Consider the following 16,447-nt stretch of genomic DNA (forward strand, 5'->3'; position numbering starts at 1 on the left):
TTCCGGGTCTGGTGCTTACGCACCATCCCGGAATGACGCCGACCAAGAACCTACGCCACGCGCCTGGCCGCACCTGCTTTGGTGAGTATGGCATCAAGGCATTCGACCATCTCTGCGATCTCGTCCCGCTCAACATTGAGCGCCGGCATGAATCGCAGCGCGTCCGGCTGCGGCGAATTCAGCAGCACGCCGTCGGCGAAAGCCTGCGCCACGATCGACGCGCCGATCGGCAGTTTGAGATCGAGCGCCAGCAGCAGGCCCCGGCCGCGAACTTCGCCGAGACCGTGCCGCGCCGACAACCGCTGCAACTCGCTTTCCAGAAACAGGCCGGCGTCGACCGTCGATTTCAGGAATTCCGGTTTGCTGACGTGATCGAGAACCGCAAGCCCCGCGGCACACATCAACGGATTGCCGTTGAACGTGCCGCCCTGGTCGCCGTGTTCGAAACACGAGGCATGTTCGGTCGCCAGCAATGCTGCGAGCGGCACGCCGCCGCCGATGCCTTTGCCGAGCGTCATGATGTCGGGCTCGATGCCGGCATGCTCGTAATGGAAAAGCTTTCCGGTGCGGCCCATGCCGGTCTGGATCTCGTCGACGATCAGCAGCAGGCCGTGCTCCCTGGTCAGCGCCCGCAACGCCTTCAGGAATTGATCGGTCGCGGGCCAGACGCCGGCTTCGCCCTGGATCGGCTCCAGCATCACGGCAACCGTCTTGTCGGAGATCAGCCGCTTGACGGAATCGAGATCGTTGAGTTGCGCCTTGGGAAAGCCCGTCACCTTGGGCTCGAACAATGGCTCAAAAGCTTTCTTGCCCGACGCCGACATGGTCGCGAGCGTGCGGCCGTGAAAGCCGCCTGCAAAGGTGATGATCTCGTGCGCGCCGCCTCTGTGCAGCGCGCCGTATTTGCGCGCGAGCTTGATCGCACCCTCATTGGCTTCGGCGCCGGAATTCGCAAAGAACACCTGGTCGAAGCAACTGTTCGCGACCAACGCTTTTGCCAGTTTCAAGCTCGGGCCGTTGTAGAACGCGGGACTCGGCGTCAGCAGCAGCTTTGCCTGCGCCGCGAGCGCGTCGGCGACGACGGCGGGCGAATGGCCGAGGCAATTGACCGCCCAGCCCTGCATGAAATCGAGATAGCGCTTGCCTTTGTCGTCCCACAGATAGGCGCCTTCGCCCTTGACGAAGACGGTCTGCGGGCGGGCGGTGATGTTCATCTGCGCATGATACGGATGGGTGGCGTTGGGCATGTCGAAACTCCTGCGGTTTGGGTGGGAAGGCGGGCCGAAACGCAAGAAGGCCGCACTTTTTGGGTGCGGCCTTCTCGAAAACATTGCTGAACTAGTTGATCAGCGTTGTCGTCGGACACGGCGCAACCCATCATCGTCGCAGGAGCGACGACGGAAAGCAGCGCGGCGGTTGGTCCGGTTCTGGATCATGGCGCAGGGCCATACAGCCTGATGGCAGGCGGTGTCAAGCACGTTAGAAGCCCGCGACGCTGCCGTGGAGGTCGTATTGATCTGCGCGCTCGATCTTGGCGGTGACGATTTCGCCGACACGCAAGGGACGCCGGCTCGACAGATAGACCGCGCCGTCGATCTCGGGCGCGTCGGCCTTGGAGCGGCCCTTCGAGACGGTGGGGCCGACTTCGTCGATGATGATCTGCTGCCGCGTGCCGACCTTGCGCTTCAGGCGCCGCGCCGAAATCTTCTGCTGGCGCGCCATCAGCGCATCCCAGCGCTCTTGCTTGATCTCGGCGGGAACGGCATGGCCGATCGCGTTCGACGCAGCACCGGCGACGGGCTCGTACTTGAAACAGCCGAGGCGATCGATCTCGGCCTCCTCGAGCCAGTCGAGCAAATACGCAAAGTCGGAATCGGTCTCGCCGGGGAAGCCGACGATGAAGGTCGAGCGCAGCGTCAAATCAGGGCATTGCTCGCGCCACTTCTGGATCCGCGCCAGGGTCTTCTCCTGCACGGCGGGGCGCTTCATGGCCTTGAGGATTTCCGGGCTCGCATGCTGGAAGGGGATATCGAGATAGGGCAGCACCTTGCCGTCGGTCATCAGCCCGATGACTTCATCGACATGCGGGTAGGGGTAGACATATTGCAGTCGGACCCAGGCGCCGAGTTCGCCGAGCTCTTTTGCCAGATCGAAAAATTTCGCGCGGACCTCGCGGTCCTTCCACGGGCTTTCGGCATATTTCAGGTCGACGCCATAGGCCGAAGTGTCCTGCGAGATGACGAGCAATTCCTTGACACCGGCGCTGACCAGCTTTTCCGCCTCGCGCAACACGTCACCGGCCGGGCGCGACACCAGATCGCCGCGCAATTTCGGAATGATGCAGAAGCTGCAGCGGTTGTTGCAGCCTTCGGAAATCTTCAAGTAGGCGTAGTGCCGCGGCGTCAGCTTGATGCCCTGCGGCGGCACCAGGTCGAGGTGCGGATTGTGGACCGGCGGCAGCGCGCGGTGCACCGCGTCCAGCACGCTCTCATATTGCTGCGGGCCGGTGATGGAGAGCACGCCGGGATAGGCCGCCTCGATCTGCTCGGGCTCCGCGCCCATGCAGCCGGTGACGATGACCCTGCCGTTCTCGGCCATTGCCTCGCCGATCGCGCCAAGCGATTCCTGCTTGGCGCTGTCGAGGAAGCCGCAGGTGTTGACGATGACGATGTCGGCGCCGTCATGCTTGCGCGCCAGCTCATAGCCTTCCGCGCGCAGCCGCGTGATGATGCGCTCGGAATCCACCAGCGCCTTGGGGCATCCCAAGGAGACAAAGCTGACTTTCGGCGCTCCGGCCTGTTGCATATCTGGATCTGCCTGATTGATCCGCAGGAGCTAGTCCGAATTACTCATAATTACAACCCTTTGCGCCGGCTATCGGCGTGCTATGGATGCGTTTGCCGGGTTGTGAGTGGTCGATGAGCGCTGAGTCGTCTCCTAAAATCGTCATAGTCGACGAAAGCCCGATCCGTGCCGCGATCCTGGAAGAGGGGCTGCGGGAGGCGGGCTTTACCGGCGTCGTCCATATCAGCGAAATGCAGAGCCTGCTGGCGCGGATCTATGCGCTCGACCCCGATATCATCCTGATCGACCTGGAAAACCCCAGCCGTGACGTGCTGGAACAAATGTTCCAGGTCAGCCGGGCCGTGCGCCGGCCGATCGCCATGTTCGTCGACCAGAGCGACGCGGCGTCGATCCAGGCTTCCGTCGATGCCGGCGTATCCGCCTATATCGTCGACGGGCTGAAGAAAGAACGCATCAAGCCGATCCTCGACCTCTGCGTCTCGCGCTTCAATGCGTTCGCAAAACTGCAGGACGAACTCGACCGGACCAAATCCGCGCTCGAGGAACGCAAGGTCATCGACCGCGCCAAGGGCATTTTGATGAAGTTGAAAGGCCTCACCGAAGACGAGGCCTATGTGCTGATGCGCTCGACTGCGATGCGCGAGAAAAAGAAGATCGGCGAGATCGCCCAGTCGATCCTGACCGCGGCGGAGTTGCTGAAATGACCGGACCGCTTCGCATTGGTTTCATTCCGCTGGTCGATGCCGCGGCCCTGATCGTCGCCGTCGACAAGGGCTTTACCGCGGGCGAAGGGCTCGACGTTTCGCTGGTGCGGGAAGTCTCGTGGTCGAATGTCCGCGACAAGCTCAACATCGGCCTGTTCGACGCCGCGCATCTGCTGGCCCCGGTCGCGATCGCCTCCAGCCTCGGGCTCGGTCACGTCAAGGTGCCGATCGTGGCGCCGTTCAATCTCGGGCTCAATGGCAATGCCATCACGGTGTCGCCGGCGCTGCATGCCGCGATCATGGGCGAAATCGAGGGCGACCGCTTCGACCCGATGGCCACCGCGCTGGCGCTGGCGCGTGTCGTCGCCAAACGCCGCAGCAGCGGCGCCGAACCGTTGACCTTCGGCATGACGTTTCCGTTCTCGACCCACAATTATCAATTGCGGTTCTGGATGGCGGCCGGCGGAGTCGATCCCGACGAGGACGTCCGGCTGGTGGTGCTGCCGCCGCCTTACATGGTGGACAGTCTGGCCAGCGGGCACGTCGACGCGTTCTGCGTCGGCGCGCCCTGGAATTCGGTCGCGGTCGATCTCGGCGTAGGACACATCCTGCATTTCGTCACGGACATCCTGGTGCGCGCGGCCGAAAAGGTGCTGGCCGTCAGGCAGGACTGGTCGCAGAAATATCCGGATGTGGTGGCCGCGCTGGTGCGGGCGCATGTCCGCGCCGCCGAATTCATCGAGGAGCCGCAGAACCGCGCGGAGGTGGCGCGCATCCTCAGCGCCCCGGAGCGGATCGGCGTCGACGCCGAGGTGATCCAGCGCACCCTGGATGGCCGTTTGAAGATCTCGCCCGATGGTGGCTTGCGCGAAAGCGGGCGCTATTTGCTGGTCGGACGCGAGGGCGCGGCCCGGCCCGATCCCGCGCAGGCCGCCTGGCTGTACGCGCAGATGGTGCGATGGGGACAGACCGCGATGAAACCGGACGCGCTCAGGATCGCCATGGGGGTGTTCAGGCCCGACCTGTATGACGCGGCTGTCGGGCATCAGGGGAAGGCGGCCGGTGCCTCCGCCGCCATCGGCGCCTTCGCCGGTCCGGCCTTCAATCCGGACGACATCGCCGGGCATTTGGCGGCATTCAGGATCGGCCATTGGAAGCCCTGAACGCTACCAGTTGATGCAGTATTGGGCATCTTTCCCATCTGGCTAATTTTTCGGCAATCTGCCCGAAAATAGTTGTGAAGCCCGGTTCAGGATTCCAAGTTCGTTTCGCAACATATTGAAATATCAATATATTTTATAGGTCTCGCGCTGGCACGCAACTTGTATGTTGCACTGCGGTCAGTCGTCGCAGATGTCAGCTGGCCTATGTCCAAGATGGATTTCCGCAGCAACGAGGCTGGTCGGACCGTTTGCTGGAGTCGAGCCCGGCGCTTGAAGCTGAGCTGATTTCAAGGCGGTCGTCCCATTCCCGTTGCAGCCACTGAAGGTGGCCGCAGGAGCTTCGTCGACGCTATGAAAATCGAAACGCTCTCAGTCGACTTTACCGACGAGCAGAAGCGCTATCTCGAAGGCTTTACCACCGGCTTGCAGATCAGCAGGGTCGGACGTGGCCTTGGCGGCAGCGCTGGCAGGGCAAACGCAGAGCCGACTGGACCTGAAGCCGCGCATATCAAGGCCCAGGACAAGGTCACGGCGTCAGGCAAAAAGCTCGTCAACGAAGAAAAATTCAAACGCGATGAGCATCCGTTCGATGCCTATCCGCGGCTGAGGCAGCAGGCGCTCGACAACGCGCCGCCGCCGCCGGCGGATAATTTCCGCTGGCGCTATTACGGGCTGTTTTACGTGGCGCCGGCGCAGGATTCCTACATGTGCCGCTTACGGATTCCGAACGGCATTCTCACGCATTGGCAGTTTGCCGGCATGGCTGATCTCGCCGAGCGGCTGTGCGGGCCGTTTTGCCACGTCACGACGCGCGCCAATCTGCAGGTTCGCGAAATTCCGCCGAAGCACGCAGTGGCGCTGATCGAAGGCATTCAGGATCTCGGCCTGTGCTCGCGCGGCTCCGGCGCCGACAACATCCGCAATGTCACGGGCACGCCGACCGCCGGGATCGATCCGCAGGAAATTCTGGACACCCGCGAATATGCCCGCGAGTGGCACTACCACATCCTCAACGACCGCTCGCTGTATGGCTTGCCGCGCAAGTTCAACGTTGCCTTCGACGGCGCCGGCAAGATTGCGGTGCTCGAAGACACCAACGATATCGCGTTCTCCGCGGTCGAGGTGAAAGACGGCTTTGGCGTCGAGCCCGGAATCTGGTTCCGGTTGGGGATCGGCGGCATCACCGGTCACAGGGATTTTGCCAGATACACTGACATCATCGTCAAGCCGGCCGATGCCACCAAGGTGTCGGACGCCATCGTCCGCGTGTTCATCGAGCTCGGCGACCGCACCAACCGGCTCAAGGCGCGGCTGAAATATGTGATCGACGGCATGGGGATCGAGAAATTCCTCGTCCTGGTCGAGGAAAAGCTCGGTCATGCCTTTACGCGGGTACCGTCAGAGGCGCTGGCGCCGCGTCCGGCGTTCGATCGCATGGCGCATATCGGCGTGCAAAAGCAAAAGCAGGAAGGGTTGAGCTGGATCGGCGTCGCGTTGCCGCTCAGCAAGGTGACGTGCGAGCAGATGCGCGGGCTCGCCAGGATCGCCCGGGATCTCGGCGACGGCGATATCCGTCTGACGGTCTGGCAGAACCTGCTGATCCCGGGCGTGCGTGACGAGAATGTCGAGTTCGCAATCGCTGCGATCAAGGCAATAGGACTTGCGGTCGAGGCCTCGCAAATCCGCGCCGGGCTGATTGCCTGCACCGGCAATGCCGGCTGCAGGTTCGCGGCGTCGAATACCAAGAAGCACGCGGCCGAAATCGGCGACTGGTGCGAACCGCGCGTCAATATCGAGACCCCGCTCAACATCCATGTGACCGGCTGCCATCACTCCTGTGCGCAGCACTACATCAGCGATATCGGCCTGATCGCGGCCAAGGTTGATGTCGGCGAGGATGTTGATCCCGTCGAGGGCTATCAGCTGTTTGCAGGCGGCGGTTTTGGACCGAATGCCGATGTCGGGCAGGAGGTCTATCACGACCTCAAGGCCGAGGATGCGCCGCAGACCGTCGAGCGGCTGTTGAAGGCGTATCTCGCGCATCGCGCCTCGCCGGACGAAACCTTTCTGTCCTTTGCGCGCCGCCATGACGGCGAGACGCTGCGCAAGCTCGCCGACGCCGAGGTGTCCTCATGAACCAGATCTCGCCTCCACCCAAAATCGAGATCATCCCTTCGAGCGCGCCGTTCTCCGAGGCACAGCGCTCCTGGCTGAACGGCTTCTTTGCCGGCCTGTTGTCCGACGGCACGACGCCGTTGTCGGCCGAGCAGGGCGCCGCGGTGATGCAAGGTCCCGCCGGTGACAGCGACGACGGCGAAGCGCCGTGGCACGACCAGACCATGCCGATCGCCGAGCGCATGAAGCTTGCCGAAGGCCGGCCGTTGCGCCGGCGCATGATGGCGGCGATGGCGCAGCAGGACTGCGGCCAGTGCGGCTACAATTGCAACGACTATTCCGACGCGATCGCAGCCAAGAGCGAGGCGCGGCTCAATCTCTGCGTCCCCGGCGGCAAGGAAACCGCGCGGATGCTCAGGGCGCTGAACGAGGAACTGGAAAAAGCGCCGGCCGCATCGTCATCGGCTGGCGCACCTGCCGCTGCTGCGCCCGCGGTGGCGGAGCCGGGGCGTTCGCGCGACAATCCGGCGCCGGCACAATTCATCGCGCGTCGTCTGCTCAACAAGGGCAAGTCGGAAAAGGAGACCTGGCACATCGATTTCGACCTCTCGGGCTGCGGCCTCGATTATGTCGTCGGCGATTCCTTCGGCGTCTTTGCCCGCAACGATCTCGGCCATGTCGACCAGATCATCGCGCTGCTCGGCGCGTCGCATACCACTGATGTCCGGGGCAAGACGCTGCGCGAAGTCCTGCTCGACGATGTCTCGCTGGCGCCGGCGCCGGATTCGCTGTTCGAACTGATCTCCTACCTGACCGGCGGCGCGCAGCGCGAGAAGGCGCGGGCGCTGGCGCAGGGAAGGATCCCGACGGCGATGCCGTGACGCTGGACGTGATGGCGGTGCTGCAAAAATTCTCCAACGTGCGGCCGCACCCGGAAGCCTTCATCGAGGCGCTCGAGGCTTTGCAGCCACGGCTCTATTCGATCTCGTCGTCGCACAACGCGACGCCCGGAAAATTGTCGCTGACGGTCGATTGCGTGCGCTATGTCATCAACAAGCGCAAGCGGCTGGGGCTGGCTTCGACCTTCCTCGCCGAGCGCATCCAGCCCGGCGACGAGGTCAAGGTCTATGTGCAGAAGGCCCACGGCTTCGCGTTGCCGGACGATCCCAAGGTCCCGATCATCATGATCGGGCCCGGCACCGGCATCGCACCGTTCCGCGCCTTCCTGCACGACCGCCGCGCCACCGGCGCGCCCGGCAAGAACTGGTTGTTCTTCGGCCATCAGCGCAGCGACTGCGATTTCTTCTATGCCGACGAGCTCAACGCCATGAAGACCTCGGGCCTACTGACGCGGCTGTCGCTGGCGTGGTCGCGCGACGGCGACAAGAAATTTTACGTGCAGGACCGCATGCGTGAACTCGGCCGCGAAGTGTGGACGTGGATGGCCGAAGGCGCCAACATCTACATCTGCGGCGACGCCAAGCGGATGGCCAAGGACGTCGAGCGCGCGCTGGTCGATATCGTCGCCCAGTTCGGCGCCCGCTCGACCGACGAGGCCATCGCCTTCGTCGCGGAACTCAAGAAGAAGGGCCGGTTCCAGCAGGACGTCTACTAGCGTTTTCAAGCGAAAGCCTGCCCCGGACTTGATCGGGGGTGGGAACCGGTTCGCGTGAAGAAAACGCGTAAGACAAGAGGTCCGGGTTCCCATTCGCTCAAATCGGGGCGAATAAAATTCTCGCGGGAATCCGTGTGAGAGAATTTTTCACCTAAAACGGAGTCTGCCGAAGCATCGCATCGCTATTTTTGCAGTCATCTTGCGTCGCGCCACGAACGATATTCCATTATCGCGAAATGGGGCGTTGGAGATCGACCATGCGCGAACTATCGGCGGAAGCCCGCCTGCACCTTTACGCGCGCTCCCTGTCCCGCCGGACCGGAACCGGAATCCACACCGCCGCGCTCTACAGCGCGCTGGCGGTCATCGCAGCCGTCGTGTTCGGCACGCTGTCGGTTCACCCGTTCTGAAGAAACCCTTCATCCTGATGAGGAGCCGCGCAATGGCGCGGCGTCTCGAAGGATGGGCCGCAGCATGATACGTCATCCTTCGAGAGGCGCGCAAAGCGCGCTCCTCAGGATGAGGGCGGTGGGTGCGGCTAATGCGCCGTCTTGAACGGCGCCACCGCGATCCCCGCATCCTTCAACGCCTGCCGCACGCCGCGCGCGATATCGACTGCGCCGGGGGTGTCGCCGTGAATGCAGACGGTATCGGTGCGCATCTTGATGACCTTGCCCGTCACCGAGACCACCGCGCCGTCCTGCACCATCCGCACCACGCGGTCCGCGATCTGTTTCGCATCATGCAACACCGCGCCAGGCTTCTTGCGCGACACCAGCGAGCCCGTGTCCTCGTAGGCGCGATCCGCGAACACCTCGTGCACCATCGGCAAATTGGCAGCTTCGCCGGCCTGCACCAGTTTTGAATTGGCGAGCACCACAAAGATCAAGTTTGGGTCGACTGCCCTGATGGCGCTGGCGATCGCTTTCGCCGTCATGTCGTCCTCGCAGGCGACGTTCGATAGCGCGCCATGCGCCTTGACGTGGGTGACCTTGTGACCGGCCGCGGTCGCGATCGCCTGCAGCGCGCCGATCTGGTAGGCGACCAGGTTCTCGATCTCCGACGATTTCATGCCGGGCACCGGCCGCCGGCCGAAACCGTGCAGGTCGCGGTAGCCGGGGTGCGCGCCGATGCTGACGCCGCGCGCTTTCGCCAGTTCCACGGTGTGGCGCATGATGTCGGCGTCGCCGGCATGGAAACCGCAGGCGACGTTCACCGAGGTCGCAAGCTCGATCATGGCCGCGTCATTGCCCATTTCCCAGGGGCCAAAGCTTTCGCCGAGATCGCAGTTGAGATCGATGGTTGTCATGATGATCTGTCCGCTTGTGAGTGAATCGTGTCGTTGAGTCCTGGGGATTGGTCAGTCCGGCCCCAATATGTCCGCTGGCGATGCGACGTGCCACGTCCCGGCATCGACGGCACTGACGGCGTGGCCGGCGACATTGGCATCATGCAGCGCCTCGATGTTGAGATCAAAGCTTTCGATATCGCGTAGCCGGTCGGGCAGGGTGCGCAGCAATTCCCGGAATTTGCGCAACTCGGCATGCGCCTCGGTCATGCTGATCGCTTTGAAGCGAAACGCGCGGCCGGCGGGGATCTGCGCGAACCGACCGAGGTCGGCCGAAATCACGGCCGCAATCTTTGGATAGCCGCCGCTGGTGCCACGGTCCGGCATCAGCACGATGGGCTGGCCGTTGCCGGGGATCTGGATGCTGCCGTTGACGGTGCCGTCGGACACGATGTTGTGGCCGTCGATATGCTGGATGACGGGCCCCTCGAGCCGGTAGCCCATGCGGTCGCTGGTCGCCGAGATCTTCCATTCGCTGTCGAGAAACAGCTTTTTTGTTTCGGCGGTGAATTCATCGTCCTGCGGACCGAACACGATCCGGATCGGCGCCTCCGACGTCGCCGGAAGGTCGATCCGTCGCTCCGCCATGCCGCTGGCGGGCGCGGTCTGCAACTCGTCACCGGCCTGCAGCGGGCGCGGGTAGGGGCTGCCTAGCCCGGCGCGCGCGTTCACGGCGAGACTGCCGAACATCGGCTCGCCCTGCACGCCGCCTTCGATCGCGAGATAGCTGAACGACCCGCCACGGGCAAAGCCGAGCGTCAATGTCTCGCCGTCGGCCAGCGTCATCGATGTATCCAAGGCCACGGCGCGTCCGGCAATGTCGGCATTGCGCGGCGCGCCTGACAGCGCGACGCGGACGGCGCCGCCGCGCGCCGTGAATTTAGCGCCGAACGGGCCGATTTCGACGGCTGCGGCGAACAGGTCATTTCCAACCAGCGTATTCGCGGCCGCCAGCGCCAGGCGGTCGATTGCGCCGCCCGGGGTCAGGCCGTAGCGCTGGGCGCCGGGCCGTCCGCCGTCCTGCACCGAACTTGCCGGACCGATGGATGCGATGACAAGCTTACTCATGACGCCATCAACTCGGCGACGAATTCGCCGGCTTCCGCGGCGCGATCCTGTTCCTTGAAGGTCTTGGCATCGACCGGCGTGAAGGTGATGTGATCACCGGGCTCCAGCAGAAAAGTCGGTTCGCGGTGGAGATGGTAGGTTCTCACGGCTGTTTGTCCCAACAGGTGCCAGCCGCTCGGGCCGGCCAGGCACTGCACGCCGGTTTGTACGCCGCCGATCGAGATCGTTCCAGCCGGCGTCAGCAGGCGCGGATTTTGCCGCCGCGGCATCTGCAACGAGGGCGCGAGCCCGCTGAGGTAGGACCAGCCCGGCGTGAAGCCGATCATGGCGACGCGGTAGTCGCCGGCGACGTGCCGCGCCACGATGTCGTCCGGCGTCGTGTCGAGCGCTTTTGCGACGTCCTCGAGGTCGATGCCGTGCTCGCCGCCATAGACCACGGGGATGCGCCAGCGCCGGGTTTTTGCCGCGGAGGGAATTGGCCGTTGCGCCAGAGCGAGAAGCTGCTCGCCGAGCTCGGCGAAACCGATCTGCACGGGATCGTAATGCACCAGCAGCGACCGATAGGTCGGCACGGTCTCGGTGACGCCGGTAACGGGCGAGCCCGCTATCGCGCGGTCGAGCGCCAGCACCCGCCGGTTGGCGTCGTCGTCGATGTTGCGGCTGAATTCCACCGTGATGGCGCTGTCGCCACTCGGCAAAAGGCGGGGTGGGCTTAAGGGTGCGGCCATGGCCTCGTGACTCGTCCGGATATCACGCTCTAGCCTGTTTTGGGGCGCAGTGGAATTCGCTTCGTGCAAAAAGATCCAGCAACTTCAATAAATTAATCTGCATGCCAGCGATAAGATGTTGTGATCGCACCTCATCAAGCAGGCCTTGACGCGATGGCCGCACCCCGCAAGATGCGCGCGCAATTCATCCCCACCGGAGCCAGCCTTCCAGATGTCCCTGACCCCCGAAGCGATCGCGACGCTGTCGCGCGTGTCCACCGCCACCATCACCACGGTCCTGCTCAAGAAGGGCCTGCGAAACGTCTGGATGCGCGGCACCAAACCGCTGCGGCCTGGGCTGCCGCGGCTGGTGGGACCTGCTTTCACGCTGCGCTTCGTGCCTGCGCGCGAGGATCTGGCAACGCCGGAATCATGGTCGTCGCCGATTTCGACGCGCACCGCGATTGAGGCAATGCCTGCGGGCTGCATTGCCGTGGTCGATGCCATGGGCGTCAAGGACGCCGGCATCTTCGGCGATATTCTGTGCGCGCGCATGATGAAACGCGGCGTCGCCGCGTTGATCACCGACGGCGTCGTGCGCGATGTCGAAGGCGTATTGGGTACCGGCCTGCCGGTCTGGTGCGACGGTTATGCTGCGCCGCCTTCGGTCGCCGGGCTAACCTTCGTCGGCTGGGGCGAGCCGATCGGCTGCGGCGGCGTCGCGGTGTTTCCGAACGATATCGTTGTCGCCGACCAGGACGGCGCGGTGCTGATCCCGCAAGCATTCCTCGACCTCATTCTGGCCGAAGGTGCCGAGCAGGAGCGGATGGAAGCCTGGATCGTCAATGAAGTGAACAATGGCGCGGTCTTGCCCGGCCTCTATCCCATGAATGCCGAGACCAAGGCGCGCTACGCGGCATCCAAGAAATAACATCAACAAAGCGAGGTAACCCCATGGATATTCACGTCTCGGGCTCGCGGCCGACCCGCCGCGCGCCGCCCGAATACTTTACCGGCACGGTGCTGCAGGATCCGATCGTCGCAACCGCGGCGCCGGCACGGCTGGTCTCGAACCTGGTCGCCTTCGAGCCCGGCGCGAGGACGGCCTGGCACACGCATCCGCTCGGCCAGACGCTGTACGTGATCTCAGGCGTTGGACGGGTTCAGACCAAGGGTGGACCGATCCACGAGATCCGGCCCGGTGACGTGGTCTGGATTCCGCCGGGTGAGAAACATTGGCACGGCGCGTCGCCGACCAATGGCATGACCCATATCGCGATGCAGGAGTCGCTGGACGGCAATCACGTGACCTGGATGGAGCACGTGACCGACGCGGAGTTTTCCGCAAAGCTTGGTTAGTGCGTTTCGAGCGAAGTGGGTCCCGGCTCTGCGGAGCAGCGCAAAAAGCGCTGCATCGCGTCCGGGACAGGAGAACCGTCCACCAGGACCGTCACCGGTCGATCGATGGCACGCTCTTCGCAATCCTCTGTCCTTGAGGACGCCGGCTGTCTCGCGATGACACAGCCCTTGCCCAAAAGGATACGACCGATGATCAGAGCGCTCGCGGCACGCAATTTATCGGCACGCCAGAAATCGAACATTCGCAAGATCGCTTACCGGCTGGGCGGCTATGTCCGGCGGCCGGTCGAGGTTCTGGTCGAAGACGTCGTCCTGCAAGACAACGCGCGGACCTTTCTGCAAATCGGCGCCAATGACGGCTATCTCTCGGATCCGCTGAATCTGGCGATCTTCCGCCACAAGCTGACGGGCACGTTCGTCGAGCCGCAGGCGAACTATTATCGCGAGCTGCAACGCACCTATCGCGACTTCCCGGGCATGGTGTTCCTGCAATACGCCGTGGCCGAGAATAACGGCGCCATGACCATGTACACGCTCGACTGCAGCAGCGGCCGGCTGCCCGGCTGGGCGCACGGCGTGGGCACGCTGTCACGCGAGCAGATCGAGAAATTCGGCGACCAGATCGCCAATATCGACGCCTATATCCGCGCCAGCGAAGTTCACTGCGTCACGGTTGCCGATCTGCTCGATTGCGCCGCGCATCGCGACCCCGACATCATCGTGGTCGACGCGGAGGGATTTGACCACGTCATCCTTTCCCAATTCGACTTTGCAAAACTTTCGACCAAGCTCGTGATCTACGAAAACGAAAGCATGGCGGAAAAGGACGCCGCCGACCTCACGCAAAGACTGGAGGCAGGCGGATTTGCCATCTTCGAGGCCGGACAGGACACTATTGCGCTGAAGCGCGATACCGAAACGTTCCGGCGCAAACCCGCGGCAGACAGCAAAGCTGCATAGGCTTTTGATCGGGCAAAAATCCGCGCGGGGCCCGCTCTGATTCAATCAGAACCGAGGCCCTATGGTTTTTGTTTTGACGCGTTTTCTATCGCAGATAAGTCTACGCAATCTGCGTAAACTTGATTGCTATGCGAACCGGTATCCACCCCGGATCAAGTCCGGGGCAGGCTTTCGCTCGAAAACGCTTTAGTTGACCCTTGTCCAGGTCTGGCCGCCACAGAACACGCCGCCAAAGGCGCAGCCCTGGACGCGCAGGGTGTCGGTGCCCTTCAGCGCGATGGTGGAATCATAGGTGCTGCCGGTATTCGGATCGAGAATCCGGCCGCTCCATTTGTCCTTGCCGGGCTTCATGTTGATCAGAACCTGTTCGCCATTCTGGTTCGACCTCTTGTCGACGGAATATCCGCAGAGATTGGCACCGCATTGTTCGATCCGGACCTTGCCCTCCTTCTCTTCCGTCAACCAGACGCCGAGCGGCGAATTCGCGGCTTGCGGAGCAGCCGGCGGCGGTGCGGGCGGTGGCGTCACCGCGGCAACGGCCGGCGCCGGTACGGGCTTTGGAGCAGGAGCGGGTTCCTGTTGAACTTGCGGCTCGGGTGCGCTGGCCGCAGGTGGAGACGGTGGCGGAACCACCGCGGTATCGGCCGGCGCAACGGTGGCGGTCGTGGTCGCGGGTTCGCTCGCCGGGGGAACGGGCGCGGGAGCGGCGACGGCTGGAGCGGGGGGCGTCTGCTCGGCCGGTGCGGGTGGCGGGACTGCGGCTTCGGCCGGCGGCGCCTGCGGGTCGGTCTTCGCCTGCTGCGGCGCCTGTTTACGCGGACGGTCGCTATCCTCGTTGCGCGAACGCTTCGAGCGCCGGCCGGAATTATCGTAGACGCCGGGAATCGAAACGGTGCCGCGATCGGGATCGACGCGAATGGTGCGACCGCCATATTCGAAGGTGTACTGGGCCTGCGCGGCGGTGCTCGCCAACAACAGTGCGGCGATAGCGAGAAGCTTCTTCATGATGACCTCCTGAGCAGGGAATCCCAGCGAGCGAAGCTATGCTTCAGCAGGGTCACGAAACGTGACCTGGATCACTTTCAAATCATGAGTCGTAGTGTAGCGGCTTTGGTTCAAAGGTGCCGGCGGCCAGTCTAGTTAGGGCTGGATGGGTGGTCAATTTCCGCGGCGTTTTGCGCCGTATTTTCCATGCGGATTATTCAAACCATGCGGCATAGATCCGCTTGAAACTGCCATCTTCCATGGCGATATGCAGCCACTGATCGACGAACGCCTTCAACGCGACATCGCGTTGCAGCCAGTAGGCCTTCTCGGCGAAGTCGAACGGTTTCTCCGGATGCACCGCGCAGAGCACGCCGGCATGCAGCTTCTGCTGGTACCGCGTCTCCGATGAGTCGGTCATCATCAGGTCGGCATTGCCCTTGGCGATCTCGTCGAAGATCGTGACATTGTCGCCGAAAACCCTGATCTCGGCATTCTTCACGTTGGCCCGGGCGAACCGTTCGTTGGTGCCGCCGGGATTGACGATCACGCGCGTGCCTGACTTGTCGATATCGGCAATGGTCTGGTATTTGCCCGCATCGACGCAGCGCGCGATCGGGGTCTTGCCCTCGCGCATGATCGGCGTGGAGAACATTCCCTTCTTTTGCCGGTCGAGCGTGATCGAGATGCCGCCCATCGCAATGTCGAAATTGTCGGCCTCAAAGTCCTTCATCAGCTGCGGCCATGCGGTCGGGACATATTCGACCTTGACGCCGAGCGCCTTGCCCAGCGCTTCCGCCATGTCGACGTCGAAGCCGCGGAATTTCGAATTGGTTTTGTCGAGATAGGTGAACGGCAGATAGTCACCGGTCATGCCGACGCGCAGCGTGCCGCGTTTGATGATGTCGTCGAGGCGGGAAGATGCCGCGGGCTGCTGGGCGTGGGCGGAAACCGTCACCAGGACAGCGATTGCCAAGCCCGCCAGAATTCGAAACATGGTGTCTTCTCCGCCGCCAAATCTGATGACATGCACTTGTGCTGGCGCAAGGATCTAGACCAGATGGCAGCCTGGAGCCAGCCGGAGAAGCCAGAATCGTGACCATCTCATTATACGAAGCGTCCGTCGGTGTTTTCGTGCCGTATCTTGGCAATCTGTCCGCGCTTCTGGACCGTGGATCGGCCTATGCGAGCGCGCGCAACATCGATCCCGCGATCCTGCTCAACATGCGGCTCTATCCCAACATGTACAGCCTCCGTCAGCAGGTCGGGGAAGCCAACCGTCACGCGGTCATTGCCTGCGCGCTGTTGGCCGGCCGCGAACCTCACACCTACGGGGATGCCGAGCCCGATATCACCGAGCTGAAATCGCGGATCGACACCGCGATCGATTTCGTCCAGGCGATGCCGCGCAGCGCGATCGATGGCGCCGCGGACAAGGAGGTCGCGTTCAGGTTCAGGAACGGCGCGGAACGAAATTTCACCGGGCGATCGCTGCTGCTGACGTTCAGCGTGCCGCAGTTCTTTTTCCATGTCACGACGGCCTATGACATTCTGCGCCACGCGGGCGTCGATCTCGCCAAGAAGGATTTTCTGGGTCCGCCAAGACAAGTTTGACGACA

General features: G+C 63.1%; 15 protein-coding genes and 1 pseudogene. 9 read left to right on the forward strand and 7 right to left on the reverse strand.

Annotated features, from left to right (window positions below):
• Positions 1-50: 50 nt before the first annotated feature.
• Positions 51-1,247: an acetylornithine transaminase gene (locus V1289_RS44825; RefSeq protein ID WP_334405945.1), complete on the reverse strand. Its 1,197-nt coding sequence runs from the start codon at positions 1,245-1,247 to the stop codon at positions 51-53.
• A gap of 232 nt (positions 1,248-1,479) precedes the next feature.
• Positions 1,480-2,805 (reverse strand): 30S ribosomal protein S12 methylthiotransferase RimO, encoded by a 1,326-nt coding sequence (rimO, locus tag V1289_RS44830; protein WP_334405946.1) that lies wholly within the window; start codon positions 2,803-2,805, stop codon positions 1,480-1,482.
• 113 nt (positions 2,806-2,918) lie between these two features.
• Between rimO and V1289_RS44835 the strand changes: the two genes are divergently transcribed.
• The 5 genes and pseudogenes from V1289_RS44835 (at position 2,919) to V1289_RS44855 (ending at position 8,812) form a co-directional block, all read left to right on the forward strand.
• Positions 2,919-3,509, forward strand: a complete 591-nt coding sequence (locus V1289_RS44835) for an ANTAR domain-containing response regulator (RefSeq protein WP_334405947.1) — start codon at positions 2,919-2,921, stop codon at positions 3,507-3,509.
• A complete protein-coding gene (locus V1289_RS44840) occupies positions 3,506-4,672 on the forward strand; it encodes a CmpA/NrtA family ABC transporter substrate-binding protein (protein WP_334405948.1) in 1,167 nt (388 codons plus the stop codon). Before V1289_RS44835 ends, V1289_RS44840 begins: the two co-directional genes overlap by 4 nt.
• A gap of 351 nt (positions 4,673-5,023) precedes the next feature.
• A complete protein-coding gene (locus V1289_RS44845) occupies positions 5,024-6,808 on the forward strand; it encodes a NirA family protein (protein WP_334405949.1) in 1,785 nt (594 codons plus the stop codon).
• Positions 6,805-8,402, forward strand: a pseudogene (locus tag V1289_RS44850) (sulfite reductase subunit alpha). The gene V1289_RS44845 and the pseudogene V1289_RS44850 overlap by 4 nt, the downstream one beginning before the upstream one ends.
• 257 nt (positions 8,403-8,659) lie before the next feature.
• Positions 8,660-8,812: a hypothetical protein gene (locus V1289_RS44855; RefSeq protein WP_171985880.1), complete on the forward strand. Its 153-nt coding sequence runs from the start codon at positions 8,660-8,662 to the stop codon at positions 8,810-8,812.
• A gap of 128 nt (positions 8,813-8,940) precedes the next feature.
• On the opposite strand, the gene V1289_RS44860 is transcribed toward V1289_RS44855, so the two are convergent.
• The 3 genes from V1289_RS44860 to pxpB are packed head-to-tail and all read right to left on the reverse strand — an operon-like array spanning position 8,941 to position 11,546.
• Positions 8,941-9,711, reverse strand: coding sequence for a LamB/YcsF family protein (locus V1289_RS44860; RefSeq protein ID WP_074276728.1), 771 nt, complete (start codon positions 9,709-9,711; stop codon positions 8,941-8,943).
• 51 nt (positions 9,712-9,762) lie between these two features.
• A complete protein-coding gene (locus V1289_RS44865) occupies positions 9,763-10,818 on the reverse strand; it encodes a biotin-dependent carboxyltransferase family protein (RefSeq protein ID WP_334405950.1) in 1,056 nt (351 codons plus the stop codon).
• Positions 10,815-11,546, reverse strand: coding sequence for a 5-oxoprolinase subunit PxpB (gene pxpB / locus V1289_RS44870; protein ID WP_334405951.1), 732 nt, complete (start codon positions 11,544-11,546; stop codon positions 10,815-10,817). The genes V1289_RS44865 and pxpB overlap by 4 nt, the downstream gene beginning before the upstream one ends.
• A gap of 211 nt (positions 11,547-11,757) precedes the next feature.
• Between pxpB and V1289_RS44875 the strand changes: the two genes are divergently transcribed.
• The 3 genes from V1289_RS44875 to V1289_RS44885 all read left to right on the forward strand — a co-directional run bounded on the left by V1289_RS44875 (position 11,758) and on the right by V1289_RS44885 (position 13,844).
• Entirely contained in the window at positions 11,758-12,456 is a 699-nt protein-coding gene (locus V1289_RS44875) for a ribonuclease activity regulator RraA (protein ID WP_334405952.1), read from the forward strand.
• 23 nt (positions 12,457-12,479) lie between these two features.
• Positions 12,480-12,884 carry a (R)-mandelonitrile lyase gene (locus V1289_RS44880; RefSeq protein WP_334405953.1) on the forward strand — a complete coding sequence of 135 codons (405 nt, stop codon included), beginning with the start codon at positions 12,480-12,482 and terminating at the stop codon, positions 12,882-12,884.
• Positions 12,885-13,073: 189 nt separating this feature from the next.
• Positions 13,074-13,844 carry an FkbM family methyltransferase gene (locus V1289_RS44885; protein ID WP_334405954.1) on the forward strand — a complete coding sequence of 257 codons (771 nt, stop codon included), beginning with the start codon at positions 13,074-13,076 and terminating at the stop codon, positions 13,842-13,844.
• 186 nt (positions 13,845-14,030) lie between these two features.
• Here the strand turns inward: V1289_RS44885 and V1289_RS44890 are convergent, their stop codons facing one another.
• A complete protein-coding gene (locus V1289_RS44890; protein WP_334405955.1) occupies positions 14,031-14,849 on the reverse strand; it encodes a DUF2147 domain-containing protein in 819 nt (272 codons plus the stop codon).
• A 193-nt stretch (positions 14,850-15,042) separates the two neighbouring features.
• A complete protein-coding gene (locus tag V1289_RS44895; RefSeq protein WP_334405956.1) occupies positions 15,043-15,825 on the reverse strand; it encodes a transporter substrate-binding domain-containing protein in 783 nt (260 codons plus the stop codon).
• A gap of 98 nt (positions 15,826-15,923) precedes the next feature.
• On the opposite strand from V1289_RS44895, the gene V1289_RS44900 reads away from it, so the two are divergent.
• Entirely contained in the window at positions 15,924-16,442 is a 519-nt protein-coding gene (locus V1289_RS44900) for a DUF1993 domain-containing protein (protein WP_334405957.1), read from the forward strand.
• The last annotated feature ends 5 nt before the right edge of the window (positions 16,443-16,447 follow it).

The sequence above is a fragment of the Bradyrhizobium sp. AZCC 2289 genome (genome assembly GCF_036924615.1).
Taxonomy (GTDB): Bacteria; Pseudomonadota; Alphaproteobacteria; order Rhizobiales; family Xanthobacteraceae; genus Bradyrhizobium.

What these genes read in the sequence shown, in the direction of transcription:
- V1289_RS44855 (WP_171985880.1), top strand. Translation starts at nt 8,660, where the DNA reads ATGCGCGAACTATCGGCGGAAGCCCGCCTGCACCTTTACGCGCGCTCC.
- V1289_RS44860 (WP_074276728.1), bottom strand. Translation starts at nt 9,711, where the DNA reads ATGACAACCATCGATCTCAACTGCGATCTCGGCGAAAGCTTTGGCCCC.
- rimO (WP_334405946.1), bottom strand. Translation starts at nt 2,805, where the DNA reads ATGCAACAGGCCGGAGCGCCGAAAGTCAGCTTTGTCTCCTTGGGATGC.
- pxpB (WP_334405951.1), bottom strand. Translation starts at nt 11,546, where the DNA reads ATGGCCGCACCCTTAAGCCCACCCCGCCTTTTGCCGAGTGGCGACAGC.
- V1289_RS44835 (WP_334405947.1), top strand. Translation starts at nt 2,919, where the DNA reads ATGAGCGCTGAGTCGTCTCCTAAAATCGTCATAGTCGACGAAAGCCCG.
- V1289_RS44895 (WP_334405956.1), bottom strand. Translation starts at nt 15,825, where the DNA reads ATGTTTCGAATTCTGGCGGGCTTGGCAATCGCTGTCCTGGTGACGGTT.
- V1289_RS44890 (WP_334405955.1), bottom strand. Translation starts at nt 14,849, where the DNA reads ATGAAGAAGCTTCTCGCTATCGCCGCACTGTTGTTGGCGAGCACCGCC.
- V1289_RS44865 (WP_334405950.1), bottom strand. Translation starts at nt 10,818, where the DNA reads ATGAGTAAGCTTGTCATCGCATCCATCGGTCCGGCAAGTTCGGTGCAG.
- V1289_RS44845 (WP_334405949.1), top strand. Translation starts at nt 5,024, where the DNA reads ATGAAAATCGAAACGCTCTCAGTCGACTTTACCGACGAGCAGAAGCGC.
- V1289_RS44875 (WP_334405952.1), top strand. Translation starts at nt 11,758, where the DNA reads ATGTCCCTGACCCCCGAAGCGATCGCGACGCTGTCGCGCGTGTCCACC.
- V1289_RS44840 (WP_334405948.1), top strand. Translation starts at nt 3,506, where the DNA reads ATGACCGGACCGCTTCGCATTGGTTTCATTCCGCTGGTCGATGCCGCG.
- V1289_RS44885 (WP_334405954.1), top strand. Translation starts at nt 13,074, where the DNA reads ATGATCAGAGCGCTCGCGGCACGCAATTTATCGGCACGCCAGAAATCG.
- V1289_RS44880 (WP_334405953.1), top strand. Translation starts at nt 12,480, where the DNA reads ATGGATATTCACGTCTCGGGCTCGCGGCCGACCCGCCGCGCGCCGCCC.
- V1289_RS44825 (WP_334405945.1), bottom strand. Translation starts at nt 1,247, where the DNA reads ATGCCCAACGCCACCCATCCGTATCATGCGCAGATGAACATCACCGCC.